The organism is Draconibacterium sp. IB214405 (assembly GCF_033963885.1).
Lineage (GTDB): Bacteria > Bacteroidota > Bacteroidia > Bacteroidales > Prolixibacteraceae > Draconibacterium.
Genome location: NZ_JAXBMA010000001.1, coordinates 684,824 through 699,570, shown reverse-complemented (window position 1 = coordinate 699,570; position 14,747 = coordinate 684,824). Strand labels below are relative to the sequence as shown.

Below are 14,747 nucleotides of genomic sequence, written 5' to 3'. Positions count from 1 at the left end.
TCCTAAAATTAGAGGAAAATGTGGGATTGAGAAATATTATTCAGCCAGAATATGATGCTACCCAAAAGAATTTGAACGAATGAAGTCTGCGAGTCGAAATTTAAAGTAATAATATTATGATTTGTATTTCATACCTCCTTGTCTTTTTATCGCACTGTAAATCAACCCCTTAAACTAAACGCTCCTAAGCAGCACCCTCTTGAAAAGCCCTATCTTCCTGTATTCCTGACGATTAGACCAGCGTTTAATTTTCATTTTAATTTAGTATTACGTAAATTGTATTTTAGAGCCCAATAGTTATGTGAGTTAAAACCGGAATTTTTCAAATCATTTAACTAAAGATTACATTATGAAAAATTTTGCTGTTTTACTGATTCTAGCCCTCATTGGAAGCTCAGTATTTTCTCAAAACAAAAATGGTACAGTATTTAACGAACACGAGACCATTGACGTAACTCGAGACTTTTGGAATGCCGTTAAAAGTGGCGACACCGAAAAAGCCAAGACCTTTTTTGCCGACTCGGTAATGATTGTCAGAAATGGAAATGACTGGAAAACCACGGCTGACCAATTTGGCGAAAACACAGGATGGTGGTCCAAAAACTTCGTGAAATTTAATGTTGAAGATTCACCGGGTGCCTATCCTGATGCAATAGAATATAAGGACGGTAAAATATGGGTACAGGACTGGCTCAAGCTCACCGGAACACACGAAAAAACAGGGATAAATCTGGAATTGGAACTCCACTGTTTATATGCTTTCAACGACGATGGAAAAATTGCCGCTTTTATTCAATACTACAATAATAATGTTTTCGAAGACATTCGAAATGCACAAACTACCCGCGAAAATGGCAAGGTTTATATCAACCACCCTTACATTGCAACGGTGAGAAAATTGCTAAACACATATGTTGCTGAGGATGTAGATGGACTAAGGGATTTCTTTGCTGAAAATGCAACTTTTAGTAATACGGCAGGCGGCTTCAACCAAAGTATGAACCTGGAAGAAAGAGCTGCCGATGTTGCCAATCATTTTGCCACAAGAAAAGATATTCACTTCGAGCAAATCGGATACCCTGATTGTATTTTCTACGAACTGAATAACGGTTTTGTAGTTTATTCGTGGTGGAATTATTCGTACACCGATGAAGAAAGCGGCAAAAAAGTGGTGATGCCGTTAATGTTGTCTCATTCATTTAACGACGATGGAAAGATCGTTCAGGAAATGGCTTATTTTAGCACCAACCATGTAACGGATTAAGACAATCTATTCGAATATAAAAAGGAAGTAGTCTTAAAGAATACTTCCTTTTTTTTGTGAGGCATACTGGATTCGAACCAGTGACCCCTACCCTGTCAAGGTAATGCTCTAAACCAACTGAGCTAATGCCTCAAAGCAAAATAAAAGTACAAAAAAAGGATTGCCGTACGACAATCCTTCTAACTATTTTTTAGTAGTGACTAAACGCCAAACCATAGATTTAATACTGACAACAGGGCAATAAGCCACATCAACCATGAAATTTCACTATATTTTCCAACCACAGCCTTCAAAACAACATACGAGATAAATCCAAACGATAAACCAATGGAAATACTGTAAGTTAAAGGCATTAAAATAATGGTTAAAAACGCAGGGATGGCCTCGGTGAAATCACCAAAATCAATTTGTTTAATATTCTTGAACATGTAAACTCCAACGATTACCAGCGCAGGTGCCGTTGCATAACCCGGAACAATTCCAATAAGCGGAGCAAAAAACAGCGCCAAAAAGAACAAGGCAGCTGTAATTATAGAAGCAAAACCTGTTTTTGCGCCATTGGCAATTCCTGATGCCGATTCAATGTATGTTGTCGTTGTACTTGTTCCTAATAAAGTACCGGCAACGGTTGCTACCGCATCAGCTTCCAGAATACGGTCAACATTCTCCACTTTGCCATCTTTATCAACAAAACCGGCTTCGTACGAGCAGGCTACAATTGTTCCTACGGAATCAAAAAGGTCGACAAACATAAACGAGAAAATCGCACCAATTAATCCCAGGCTCAGCGCCGAGAGGATATCGAGTTTTAGCAATAACGGACTCATTGAAGGAGGCATAGAAACTACCGATTCCGGCGCCTGTACCTCTCCGGCAACTATTGCGATAATGGTTGTAATGATAATTCCGTAGAAAATTCCGCCACGTACCTTTTTAACTTCCAGAATTGCAGTTATAAGTAAACCACCCAAACCAATTAACAAGGTAGGCGTAAACTCACCTAAACCTACAAAAGTGGCAGGATTGGATACCACCAATCCCATATTCTTAAAACCAATAAAAGAGATAAACAATCCAATACCAGCACCAGTTGCCAGACGCAATGCCAATGGAATGGTGTGAATGATTTTAGTTCGAATACCGGTAACGGTAAGCCCTAAAAATATCACACCCGAGATAAACACAACTCCAAGCGCGGTTTGCCAGTCAACACCGGCACCCAGTACAAGGGTGTAGGTAAAAAAGGCATTCAATCCCATTCCGGGAGCCATTGCATAAGGTACTTTTGCCCAAATACCGGCCAAAAGTGTACCAACAAGAGAGGCTACAATCGTAACTGTGATCAGTGCATTTCTATCCATTCCTGCATCGCCCAAAATCGATGGGTTTACAAAAATGATGTATGCCATGGTTAAAAAGGTGGTTGCCCCACCAATGATCTCCTTTTTGTAGGAAGACCCACGGCCGCTGATATTAAAATATTTATCGATCATAATTCAGGTTTTAGAATGTATATTTTACGGCCAGGGTTGGCTTCACTGCAAATTCGTCACCAACAAAATTATTGCTAAGCTCTACTTCCGTTCCAAACGAGAAGTTTTTGCATGGGTTGTACCATAGTTGTGGTTCGGTTAAGAAACGGTAATCGGTTCCCCAAAACATTTCTTCTTTCCAGAAATCAGCAAAACCGGTGAAAGTAACTTTACCTTCTGCCATTTGTACGGTCCAAACAGCTGTTAACTGGAAGGCAGCATCTTCTTTATCCTTGATGTACTTGTAGTTGGCTTGCAAGGTCAGGATTTTTGAGAAATCAGCCGAAGCCCAGGTACGTTCAACACCAGCCAACCAACAATTCTCGATCGGAAAGTTTGCACCATCCAAAACCATAATACCACCGTTGTATTCCACACGCGGCATAAAGCTTTGTGTTTCGTTCCATTTAAAAGCACGTGCAATTTCCCAGTATGCCAGAGAAACTCCATTATCGATGCCACTCTCATCCGAACCGTAATCCATGTCAACAAAGAAGAATGTCGATCCGTACGCATCAGGACGAAACATTTCAACTGTTGAAGTCAACATTTTGCGGCCTTCGCCGAAATCGTAATGCAACTGCAAATTTTGGGCATTAACAGAAAACATAAACGCAACGAAAGCCATTGCAAGTAGTACCTTTTTCATAGTTATTAAATTAAAAGAATTTGATATTTATGGTTGCAAAAGTAATTATTCTTTCCGTTCTGTAAAAACTAAAGGCCAAGCTAAGCTCCTCTGTATTGTGATGTTAAATAAAAGAACCCCGGTCAGAACAACCGGGGCATTTCATTGAAATCGGGAAGATAAAAAATAAGGGTCTTATACTATATATATTCCTCGGAAGCATAAAAAGTAACCCCTAAATTATTATTAAGAGCCATTAAAAATAGCTATTCCGCCAGCGCTTCGTATAAAAACTGATTTACCGGTAAAACCTGCTCGTAAGTACCCAGCACTTCTTCAATATACTTCTCGCTTGTTACCAGACTGTCTTTCAATGGCTTCGAAAAAATAAACGATTTGTATTTTAGCAACTCAATGTATTCATGATCTTTTGGAAATCCCTTCGGAGCCAGTTTTAGTTTATCATCATACATTTCGGGAAAGTGCTTTTTAAATTCGGGATCATTTGCAATTGCAAGAAACTCTTCGGCATGATGATCCATGTATCCCCGTATTGTTTTTAACACCGGGGCCGGCGGCATATAAATTCCTCCGGCAATAAAACAACTTCCGGGTTCCAGGTGAAAATAGTAACCCGGATTCATACTTTTCCGTCCTCCCGTGCAGATAAAACTCCCAAAATTAGTTTTGTACGGACGCTTATCATTCGAAAAACGTACATCGCGAAAGATCCTGAACACACAATCTTTTGGCGACAATCCCCTGACTTTAGGATCAAACTCACCAATTTCATTAATTAAAACATCGGTAAGAAAAAGCAATTTTTCTCTGCTTTCGTCATACCATTTACGGTTGTCGTTAAACCACTCGCGATTGTTGTTTTCTGTCAACTCTTTCAAAAACCCAAGAACTTTCTCCATTGTAGAATATTTTGCGCTATTTTTAACTTCAATTTAGGTAAAAAACAGAACCGATGCTAAAAAAGTTTGCTTTAATTGTTGCGGGTGGAAGTGGAAACCGAATGCAGGCTTCCGTGCCAAAACAATTTCTCGAAATTGAGGGAAAGCCTGTGCTAATGTACACTTTTGAAGCGTTTTTAAGTTTTGATCCTACCATTGAATTTATACTGGTTTTACCCGAAAATCAGGTTGAACACTGGAAAGAACTTTGCCACAAACATTTTTTTACGATCAATTACAAACTGGCTTTTGGTGGCGAGAATCGTTTTCAGTCGGTAAAAAACGGGCTGGCACAAATTAATGACGACGGTATTGTTTTTATACACGATGGTGTTCGTCCGCTTGTTGCCAAAGAAACCATTGAGCACTGTTTTTCGGAAGCCAAAAAATCGGGCAACGCACTGCCGGTTGTACCGCCTTCGGAGTCGGTTCGGTATTCTGATGATAGTGGAAATAAAGCTGTTGATCGCAGCAGGTATTTCCTGGTTCAAACACCTCAAACTTTTGATGTTCAAATCATAAAAGAGGCTTATCAAAAAGCTCAGCATGAAAATTTTACCGACGATGCTTCGGTGCTCGAAAATGCCGGTCACCGGATTCATCTTGTTGACGGCAACCGCGAAAACATAAAAATCACCTGGCCGCAGGATCTTATCATCGCAAAATCATTTCTTTTTCCACAGTAAAATATATTGCTTTAATTGGTAAGAATTCGACGTTTACCGATTCTTCATGTGGAAACTTTTAAATTCAAAATAGTTTTATGTAACTTTTTAAATATTCAAAAGTCTATATAATCGGGAAGTTTAAACACACTGTGGTGTAAAAACTTTTTACACTACCAAAGTTTCCTGTAAAATTAAGCATACTTTTGCGGCGTGGAAGAAAAGAAAAAGTACATCATTGAAAACGTAGGCCATCTTTACTTCAAAAAAGGCATACGGGCCGTTACCATGGACGACGTGGCAGCGGAATTTGGAATCTCGAAAAAGACACTTTACCAGTATTTTTCCGATAAAGAAGATTTGGTTAACCAGGTTATTGAATTCTTTCTTGAACAAAGTGGTGAAACATTTAAGGAACTGGACGATAAAAACGCCATCGACAGCATGCTGCTGATACGCAAACATGTGGCATTTATCTACAAATTCTACAACAACGGAATCGAGAAGGATTTAAAAAAATACTACCCCGGTTTGTACAAAAGGATAAACGAGGTAAAACGCGAACGCATATTCACCAACACCATCGATAACCTGAAACTGGGAATGGCACAAGGAATGTACCGAACCGATCTTGATCCTTACCTGATTGCCAAACTCCAGGTGGGCAGAATGTTGTTTACCATGAATCCTGACTATGGGATTTTTGAAGAGTACGAGGTCAACTCTCTTGCATTTTTCGATAGTATGATGGACTATCATATGAATGCAATTTGTAACGATAAAGGAATAAAATATTATAAAAAACAGCTTAATAAAGTTCAGTATGAAGAAACAAATTAATCAACTAATCTTGTTTTTTGTGTTGTCGGCTGCAGGATTGTCGTTGAACGCTCAGGAAGAAGAAAACACAAGTTTTTCTCTTGATCAGGCGACACAATACGCCATGCAAAACTCGTATGTTTTGTTCGACACAAAACAAGATATAACCATTGCGCAGAAGCAGGTTTGGGAAACCATTACTACCGGTTTACCGCAGGTATCGGCAACAGCGAATTACAGCGCATTTCTGAACCTCCCGGTTTCATTACTTCCAGGAGAATTTTTCGGAGGAGACCCGGGTACATACATTCCTGTAAAATTTGGTCAGGATTACAATGCGGATTTCGGATTCAGCGTATCGCAACAAATATTCGACGGATCGTGGATTGTTGGTGTAAGTTCGGCAGAACTCTATCTAAACCTTGCAAAACAGGCCAACGAAAAAACAGAGATCAACATTCGCGATGCTGTAGCCCAGGCGTACTACATGGTACTCATCAGCGAACGTTACAAAGAAGTAATGCTCGAAAGCCTTGAAAACAGCACTCGTTTATACGAAGAAACCAAAGTTTATTACAAAAACGGGTTCCGCGAACAACAAGATGTCGATCAGTTGCGCATCCTTCAGAAAAATGCAGAAAACGAAGTATTACGTTCTGAAAGGGAATTAACTGTGGCGAAAACAGTGTTAAAATACACCATGGGCTACGACCTTAACCAGGAACTTACCCTGACCGATGAACTGGAAGTATTTGTTTTGCCACTGGTTGAAGAACAAAACACCATACGACTGGATCTTCTAAATCATATCGATTACAGGCTGGCTCAGTCCAACTTTGAGGTTTCAGAGAAACTGTACAAACTAGAAAAAGTGGCCTACCTGCCCCGGCTCAGTGGTTTTTACAGCTACACCAAAACGTCGTATAGTAACAGTGCCAACTTATTTAAAGAAGAATGGTTTCCTTCTTCGCTGGTTGGTCTCCAGGCCTCTATTCCCATCTTTAATTCTGGCAACAAACAAGCAAAAGTAAGGATGGCACGCCTTGAACTTGAAAAAGCAGAAAACGATAAACGCTTTACTGAAATTACGCTTCAAAAGGATTATTTAACCGCTTCGGCCCAGATGGAAACCGCAAAAGAACAGTTTCTGAATACGCAGGAAAACCGCGATCTGGCAAAAAGCATTTTAGATAAAACACAAATAAAATTTAATAACGGAATGGTTAGCAGTGCCGAATTATCGCAACAGGAAACCCAGTACATCAGCACCTGGCAGCAGCTGGTTTCCTCAACAATGTCATTGCTTCAAGCCGATATCAACCTAAAAAAAGCTGCCGGAGCTTTATAACGTAAAAAACGAAAAATACATACCATGAAAAAGATTCTATTCTTAGCAACAGCAGCACTAATCTTATCGGCGTGCGGAAATACAAATCCCACCGACGATGCTGGAAAACGAAAACAATTGCAGGAACTAAAACAGCAGGTTCACGCACTTGAACAACAAATTCATGCGTTGGAAACCGAGTTGGCCGACAATACTGAAGAGAAGTTGGTAAATGTAAAGACCACCATTTTGGAAGACCAGAAGTTCGAACACTTTATTGAAGTCACCGGTACCGTTGAAGCCGAACAAGATGTGGATGTTAGTCCTGAATCGGCAGGCGTAATTAAAGAAGTACTGGTTGTTGAAGGACAGAACGTGAGTAAAGGACAGGTTATGGCCAAGCTGAATACCGATTTACTTGAGCGTTCGATTGATGAATTACAGGTTCAGCTTGATTTAGCTGTTACCAATTACGAGCGTCAGAAAAATTTGTGGGACCAGAATATTGGTTCTGAAATGCAATTCCTGCAGGCCAAAAACAACAAAGAGAGCCTGGAGAAAAGGATTCAAAGTTTGAATACCCAAATTGAAATGTCGGAAGTTAAATCGCCGATTAACGGAGTGGTTGATGTGGTTTACCAAAAGAAAGGACACATTGGAAGTCCGCAGGTTCCGTTTGCCAAGGTAATTAACACCGGTAGCATTAAAATTTACGGCGATATTTCGGAGTCGTATATTACCAAAGTACACAAAGGCGACGAAGTTGAAATTCGTTTCCCGGCACTGGATAAAACAGTTAAAGCAACCATTAACCAGATCGGTAATACAATCGATCCGAACAACCGCACATTCCGTGTGCGTATCAACCTAAATAACAGCACCAACCAAATTAAACCGAACCTGATTTCGGTAATATCGTTGCGCGACTATGTTAACGAATCGGCCATCGTAGTTCCTTCGCTTTATATCAAAGAAGATTTTAAAGGACACTACACTTACATCTCGGAAAAAGCCGACGGAAAAGATGTAGCCAAAAAAGTTTATGTAACACCTGGAGTAACAAACAACAATATGACAGAGATTACTGATGGCCTGACTGCCGGAATGCATGTAATTTCTGAAGGTTACAACCAGGTTATTAACGGCACGGCGGTAAAGATCAATTAAAACACCTACCTAAAAATTCTTCAAAATGGAGAAAGAAACAGAAAAGAAAAAAAACGATATAACGCGTAAGTTTAAGCCAACTTATCTTGCGCTTAAGAATAAAACCACGGTGTATATTTTTACGGCACTTTTGGTTTTGTTCGGAATATTCTCGTACCAGCAAATGCCCCGCGAGGCAATGCCCGAGATTGTTGTTCCGTACATTTTTATTCAAACACTGTATCCCGGAAACTCGCCGGTTGATATCGAGAACCTGTGTACGCGCCCTATTGAAAAAGAGCTGAAAGGTTTGAAAGGCGTGAAAGAAATAACTTCGGCATCGTACCAGGATGTGAGTACCATTATTGTTGAGTTCAACACAAATATTACGATAAAGCAGGCACTCCAGGATACCAAAGACCGTGTTGACCAGGCAAAATCCGAACTTCCGAGCGACTTGCCAAGCGATCCGTATGTAACCGATTTCGACCTTTCGGAATACCCGATTATGAACGTAAACGTATCGGGCGAATACAACATGCGCGACCTGAAAAAGTATGCTGAAATAATGCAGGACGAGTTTGAAGGTTATAAAGAAATCTCGGAAGCCAGCATTCGTGGTATCGAAGAACGCGAGATCCAGATTAATGTAGATCCGTATAAACTCGACGCGGTAGGATTGACATTTGAGGACGTTGCGTTTGCCATTCAGTTGGAAAACATTAGCATGGGAGCCGGTCAGTTTACTGCCGACCAAACCCGAAGGACGATTCGTACCGATGCCAATTACACCAGCATCGATCAGATTGCAAATACAATTATTAAGGTAAACAGCGGCAAACCCGTTTATATCCGCGATATTGCAAACGTTGTTGACGGTTATAAAGAACAGGCAACTATTGCCCGTCTGAATGACCAGCCGGTAATTACCTTGTCGGTTACCAAAAAATCGGGCGAGAATATTCTGGCAGCATCGCAAAATGTGATTAACGGAATCGACCAGTTAAAAGCACGCGGCCAAATACCACAAGATCTTGAAGTGGTTGTTACCGACGATATGACGCACTACATTGAAGATACCATTTCGAACCTCGAAAACAGTATTATTCTGGGGATGATTCTGGTAACTTTTGTGCTGTTCCTGTTCCTTGGTTTCCGCAACGCACTTTTTGCAGGTTTGGCCATTCCGCTTTCCATGTTCCTGTCGTTTGTAATCCTTCAGCAATCAGGAATTACGCTTAATTCAATGGTTTTGTACGGATTAATTCTTGCGCTTGGGATGTTGGTTGACAACGCCATTGTAGTGGTTGAAAATGTGTACCGACTTTACAGCGAAGGCCTGTCGTTGCTAAAAGCTACCAAACAGGGTGTTAGCGAAATTGCATTCCCGATTATTTCATCGACACTTACTACACTTGCAGCTTTCTTCCCGCTGTTGGCATGGGAAGGTCTTATTGGCGAGTTTATGAAAATTCTGCCGCAAACACTTATTGTAGTGCTGGCATCATCACTATTTGTTGCATTGGTAATCAACCCTGCATTTATCTCATCATTTATGCGTGTTGAAGACATCAACAAGAAAATAAATGCGAAGAAGATTTTAAAATATGTAGCCGTTTTTGCCGGAGTTTCAATCCTTTTTTATGTGGCTAAAATATATCTATTGGCAAACCTGCTGGCAACCATTGCCTTGCTTATGCTGTCAAACCTCTTTCTGTTGCGCCCTGTTGCCCGCTGGTTCCAGACTAAATTCCTGGTTTGGCTCGAGCACATGTACACCAAACAATTACGTCACGCATTAACAGGACCATGGCCATACATTTATTTTGGAGGTACATTCCTACTGCTGCTGTTTTCAGTTGGATTTTATTTCGGGAGCAATCCAAAAACCGTGTTCTTCCCCGAAACCGATCCAACAACGGTTTACGTAACAATGGAACTTCCACTCGGAACTTCAATCGAAAAAACCGATGAAGTTTCGCGCGAGGTAGAGCGAATTATAAAAGAAACCATTAAGCCGGTTGAACACATTGTGAAATCGGTTACTACTAACGTTGGTGTGGGTATGAGTGGCGGTATGTTCAGTAGCAACGAAGAAAGTCCGAATAAATCGCTTACATCGGTTTCATTTGTCGAATATAAATTACGCGATGGCATTAACACCTCAATTGTAATGCAGGATATTTCCAAAAACCTTGACGGTTTTGTTGGGGCAAAAATATTCGTTGACAAAGAAGACCAGGGACCTCCAACAGGCGATCCGGTAAGTATTGATGTGTCGGGTGACGAGTTTGACCAGTTGGTAAAAATCACCGACGATTTCCTTCGGATTATTGAAAATGATCATATTCCGGGGATTGATGAGTTGCAGCTGAATATTAACACCAACCAGCCCGAAATGCTTATTGAGGTTGATCGTGAGCAAGCTCGTTTATACGAACTGTCGACTCAACAAATAGCATTGGCATTCCGTAGTGCAATTTACGGTTACGAAGCCAGTCAGTTTAAAGATGGCGAGGATGAATACGATATTTTTGTGCGTCTCGATGAGAAATACCGTAACGATGTATCAACATTGATGAACCAGAAAATTCCGGTTAACGGAAGCAAAATCCCGATTTCATCGGTAGCATCATTTAAATACCAGACTTCGTACGATAAAATCAGCCGTGTAGATCATAAACGTGTAATTAGTATTACATCGGGTGTGGTTGATGGCTACAATGCCAACGAAATTAATACGCGTATTGCACAGCTTCTTGAAGATTACAATATGCCTGAGGGTTACACTTACGAGTTTTCGGGTGAGCAGCAGGAGCAGGCTGAAAGTATGCAGTTCTTGGTGTATGCGTTACTAATTGCCATTGCCATGATTATGATTATTATGGTTACGCAGTTTAATTCCTTTATTCGTCCGGCGATTATTATTGCCACTGTAATTTTCAGTACCATTGGCGTTTTCCTTGGTTTGGGAATCTTTAAAATGGAATTTGTGGTGATTATGACGGGAATCGGAATTATCTCGCTGGCCGGTATTGTGGTAAACAACGGTATTGTACTGATCGACTACATCGATCTTACCCGTATGCGCAAACGTAAAGAACTGGGTTATTCCGAAAAGGCATTTTTACCAAAACAGGTTCAGATCGATGCACTTGTTGAAGCCGGAAAAACCCGTTTACGTCCGGTGTTGCTTACAGCTATAACAACAGTTTTAGGTTTGTTACCACTGGCAATCGGACTAAACTTCAACTTCTTTACACTGTATTCGCGCTTCGATCCGCAGATTACAATTGGTGGAGAGAGTGTAGCATTTTGGGGGCCAATGTCGTGGACTGTAATTTTCGGTCTTACCTTTGCCACCTTCTTAACCCTGCTTATTTCTCCGGTAATGTATATGATTACAATCCGGATAAATTATACAATTAAAAAGTGGACCGGTAATTTACCGGAAGACAATATGCCGGTTAAACCGGAAGTGTCAGAATAACCAATTCTGATAAAAGAAAACGGGTAGCCAATTTGACTACCCGTTTTTTTATATCCTATTTTCAAAAATTACCTATACCAGCGAGTCTCCCTTTTTAATCCTCACGTCGGTAACAAACTTTTTAATCTGGTCCTCATCCTCGCGTCGGCAGATCATCAAAGTATCGTTCGATTCGGCAATAATGAAACCATCGAGACCATGAATTACTGCTACTTTTTCTTTCGATAATTCGATGATACAATTTTCGGTGTCGTACAACAAAACATTATCGCCCGGAACAACATTGCCCACATCATCTTTTTCTTTATTCTCGTACAACGAACTCCAGGTTCCCAAATCGCTCCAGCCAAAATCGGCAGTCAGTACATACACGTTTTTTGCCTTCTCCATAATACCGTAGTCGATAGAAATAGCCTGACATTCCGAGTACGTTTTTCGGATAAACGGTTCCTCACTTGGCGTATTCATCTTTTTTCGGCCGTGCTCAAATTTTAGGGCAATTTCGGTGAGATGCTGCTGAAACGATTCCAGTATTGTTGAAAGCGATGAAATAAATATCCCTGAGTTCCAGTAAAACTCGCCGCTATCAATAAAAATCTTCGCCATTTCTTCGTTCGGCTTCTCCGTAAACGTTTTTACTTTATACAGGTTATCCAAATCGTGAAATTCCTTTTTTCGTTTTACCTGAATATATCCGTAGCCGGTTTCAGGGCGGCTCGGTTTAATCCCCAATGTTAACAAAGCTTCCCTTTCAGCAACAAACTCAAGTCCATTTTTTACCTGTTTATGAAACTCCTCTTCTTTTAAAATCAAATGATCGGATGGTGTTACAATAAGATTGGCCTCAGGGTGTGTTGCAGCAATTTTATTGGCCGCATAAGCCAGACACGGCGCAGTATTTCGGCGCAAAGGTTCCAGTAAAATCTGCTGGTCGTTTAAATCCGGCAACTGCGTTTTAACCAGTTCTTTGTATACTGCATTGGTAACCACCAGAAAATTTTCGGGAGGTACAATCCCTAAAAATCGTTCGTATGTTTGTTGAAGAAATGTTTTCCCGGTTCCTAAAATATCAAGAAATTGTTTCGGACGTGCTGTACGGCTAAGTGGCCAAAACCTACTTCCTACTCCACCTGCCATAATCACACAAAAATTGTTAGCCATCTGTCTGTGTTTTGTTCGTAATATTGATCCAAATTGAGTTCCTAGCTTTGAAAATACGGAATTATTTTGTTATTGTTGTCTCAGCTGGATTCAAATTCACAAAAATTTTGATTCCCAGTATTAAGTTGTAATTTTAGCCGACAACATTAAGCAACGAAACTTTAAACAATGGGTTTTTTCTTTCATATTGGCCGTTATTTTTCGATGCTGAAACGCGTGTTTGCCCGGCCAGAGAAACACAAACTGTATTTCAGGCAATTGTTTCACGAGATCGATAACCTTGGGGTAAATTCGGTAGGTATCGTTATTATCATTTCCATATTTATTGGAGGAATTATGACGATCCAGTTTGCCTACAGTATGGCAAATCCTATTTATCCATCGGAGCTGGTAGGTTTGGGTACACGCGATACGCTGCTGCTCGAATTCTCGTCAACCATGCTGGCACTTATTATGGCCGGAAAAGTGGGATCGAATATCACCTCTGAAATAGGGACCATGCGGGTTACCGAACAGATCGATTCGCTGGAAATTATGGGGGTCAACTCGGCCAGTTTTCTTATTCTGCCCAAAATAATTGCGGTGGTATTTATTTTTCCGTTTCTGTATATCATCAGTGTATTTTTTGGTTTGCTTGGTGGTTTGGTAACCGGCCCCATTGCCGGTGTAATCACCATTCCTGAATACATTGAAGGAATTCAGTGGCTGTTTTACCCGTATTACATCACTTTCTCGATTATAAAATCGTTGTTTTTTGGATTTTTGGTAGCGTCGGTACCTGCGTATTTCGGTTACTACGTGCAGGGCGGTGCGCTTGAAGTGGGTAAAGCCAGTACAAAAGCCGTGGTTAACACCAACATCCTAATTCTGTTTTTCGACTTAATTTTAACCCGCCTGTTATTAACATGATTACACTTAAAAACATAATAAAGACCTTCGACGGAAATACGGTGCTGAAAGACATTTCAACCGTTTTTGAGCAGGGGAAAACCAACCTGATTATTGGCCGAAGCGGATCGGGAAAAACGGTTTTGCTAAAATCAACACTGGGCCTTTTTGAGGTTGACGGTGGCGAGATTTGGTACAACGACCGTAACTTCACCCAAATGAATGAAAAAGAACGCAAACTGCTGCGTCGCGAAGTAGGCATGGTGTTTCAGGGTGGCGCTTTATTTGATAGTATTTCGGTGGAAGACAATGTTCGTTTTCCGCTCGAAATGTTTACAGAAATGAGTTCGGCCGAAAAACAAAAGCGTGTTGATTTTTGCCTCGATCATGTGAACATCGAAAAACATGCGTTTAAACTTTCGCCCAGCGAAATTAGTGGTGGAATGCAAAAACGTGTGGCCATTGCCCGCGCCATTGCGTTAAATCCGAAATACTTGTTTTGCGACGAACCCAACTCGGGCCTCGATCCTGAAACCGCTACGGTAATCGATAAACTAATTCAGAACCTGACCAAAGAGTTCGAGATGACCACCATTATCAATACCCACGATATGAATTCTGTAATTGAAATTGGTGAATCGGTGTTGTTTATTTCGCAAGGTGAAAAGGAATGGGAAGGTACCAAACATGAGATTTTAAATTCGGGTAATCAAAAACTGGAAGACTTTATTTTTGCCAATAAACTTTATGCGCAAATGAAAAAGGGGCAGTAAAACTTCAAATTAATTCATCCTTATTTCATAAACCATTAAAAGTTTAAATTCCCGAAGAATTTAAACTTATTCTACCTTTACTTCAAACTTCGGAA

12 protein-coding genes and 1 tRNA gene are annotated in these 14,747 nt (G+C 40.6%); 8 read left to right on the top strand and 5 right to left on the bottom strand.

What is annotated here, in order from left to right; all coding sequences use genetic code 11:
- Nucleotides 1–349 precede the first annotated feature (349 nt).
- Entirely contained in the window at nt 350–1,264 is a 915-nt protein-coding gene (locus SLH46_RS02485) for a nuclear transport factor 2 family protein (RefSeq protein ID WP_320279562.1), read from the top strand.
- Nucleotides 1,265–1,321: 57 nt separating this feature from the next.
- On the opposite strand, the gene SLH46_RS02480 is transcribed toward SLH46_RS02485, so the two are convergent.
- The 4 genes from SLH46_RS02480 to SLH46_RS02465 all read right to left on the bottom strand — a co-directional run bounded on the left by SLH46_RS02480 (nt 1,322) and on the right by SLH46_RS02465 (nt 4,344).
- Nucleotides 1,322–1,396, bottom strand: a tRNA-Val gene (locus SLH46_RS02480).
- Between the two features lie 68 nt (nt 1,397–1,464).
- Nucleotides 1,465–2,757, bottom strand: a complete 1,293-nt coding sequence (locus SLH46_RS02475) for an NCS2 family permease (protein WP_320279561.1) — start codon at nt 2,755–2,757, stop codon at nt 1,465–1,467.
- Between the two features lie 10 nt (nt 2,758–2,767).
- Nucleotides 2,768–3,445, bottom strand: a complete 678-nt coding sequence (locus SLH46_RS02470) for a DUF5020 family protein (RefSeq protein ID WP_320279560.1) — start codon at nt 3,443–3,445, stop codon at nt 2,768–2,770.
- Between the two features lie 245 nt (nt 3,446–3,690).
- A complete protein-coding gene (locus tag SLH46_RS02465) occupies nt 3,691–4,344 on the bottom strand; it encodes a DUF2461 domain-containing protein (protein ID WP_320279559.1) in 654 nt (217 codons plus the stop codon).
- Nucleotides 4,345–4,397: 53 nt separating this feature from the next.
- Between SLH46_RS02465 and SLH46_RS02460 the strand changes: the two genes are divergently transcribed.
- The 5 genes from SLH46_RS02460 to SLH46_RS02440 all read left to right on the top strand — a co-directional run bounded on the left by SLH46_RS02460 (nt 4,398) and on the right by SLH46_RS02440 (nt 11,830).
- Nucleotides 4,398–5,069 carry a 2-C-methyl-D-erythritol 4-phosphate cytidylyltransferase gene (locus SLH46_RS02460; protein WP_320279558.1) on the top strand — a complete coding sequence of 224 codons (672 nt, stop codon included), beginning with the start codon at nt 4,398–4,400 and terminating at the stop codon, nt 5,067–5,069.
- A gap of 192 nt (nt 5,070–5,261) precedes the next feature.
- Entirely contained in the window at nt 5,262–5,888 is a 627-nt protein-coding gene (locus SLH46_RS02455; RefSeq protein WP_320279557.1) for a TetR/AcrR family transcriptional regulator, read from the top strand.
- Nucleotides 5,872–7,215 (top strand): TolC family protein, encoded by a 1,344-nt coding sequence (locus SLH46_RS02450; protein WP_320279556.1) that lies wholly within the window; start codon nt 5,872–5,874, stop codon nt 7,213–7,215. Before SLH46_RS02455 ends, SLH46_RS02450 begins: the two co-directional genes overlap by 17 nt.
- Before the next feature lie 24 nt (nt 7,216–7,239).
- Entirely contained in the window at nt 7,240–8,361 is a 1,122-nt protein-coding gene (locus SLH46_RS02445; RefSeq protein WP_320279555.1) for an efflux RND transporter periplasmic adaptor subunit, read from the top strand.
- 25 nt (nt 8,362–8,386) lie between these two features.
- Nucleotides 8,387–11,830 carry an efflux RND transporter permease subunit gene (locus tag SLH46_RS02440; protein WP_320279554.1) on the top strand — a complete coding sequence of 1,148 codons (3,444 nt, stop codon included), beginning with the start codon at nt 8,387–8,389 and terminating at the stop codon, nt 11,828–11,830.
- Between the two features lie 72 nt (nt 11,831–11,902).
- Here the strand turns inward: SLH46_RS02440 and SLH46_RS02435 are convergent, their stop codons facing one another.
- Entirely contained in the window at nt 11,903–12,991 is a 1,089-nt protein-coding gene (locus SLH46_RS02435; RefSeq protein ID WP_320279553.1) for a mannose-1-phosphate guanylyltransferase, read from the bottom strand.
- A 168-nt stretch (nt 12,992–13,159) separates the two neighbouring features.
- Between SLH46_RS02435 and SLH46_RS02430 the strand changes: the two genes are divergently transcribed.
- Nucleotides 13,160–13,900, top strand: a complete 741-nt coding sequence (locus SLH46_RS02430; RefSeq protein WP_320279552.1) for an MlaE family ABC transporter permease — start codon at nt 13,160–13,162, stop codon at nt 13,898–13,900.
- Nucleotides 13,897–14,652: an ABC transporter ATP-binding protein gene (locus tag SLH46_RS02425; RefSeq protein WP_320279551.1), complete on the top strand. Its 756-nt coding sequence runs from the start codon at nt 13,897–13,899 to the stop codon at nt 14,650–14,652. The genes SLH46_RS02430 and SLH46_RS02425 overlap by 4 nt, the downstream gene beginning before the upstream one ends.
- The last annotated feature ends 95 nt before the right edge of the window (nt 14,653–14,747 follow it).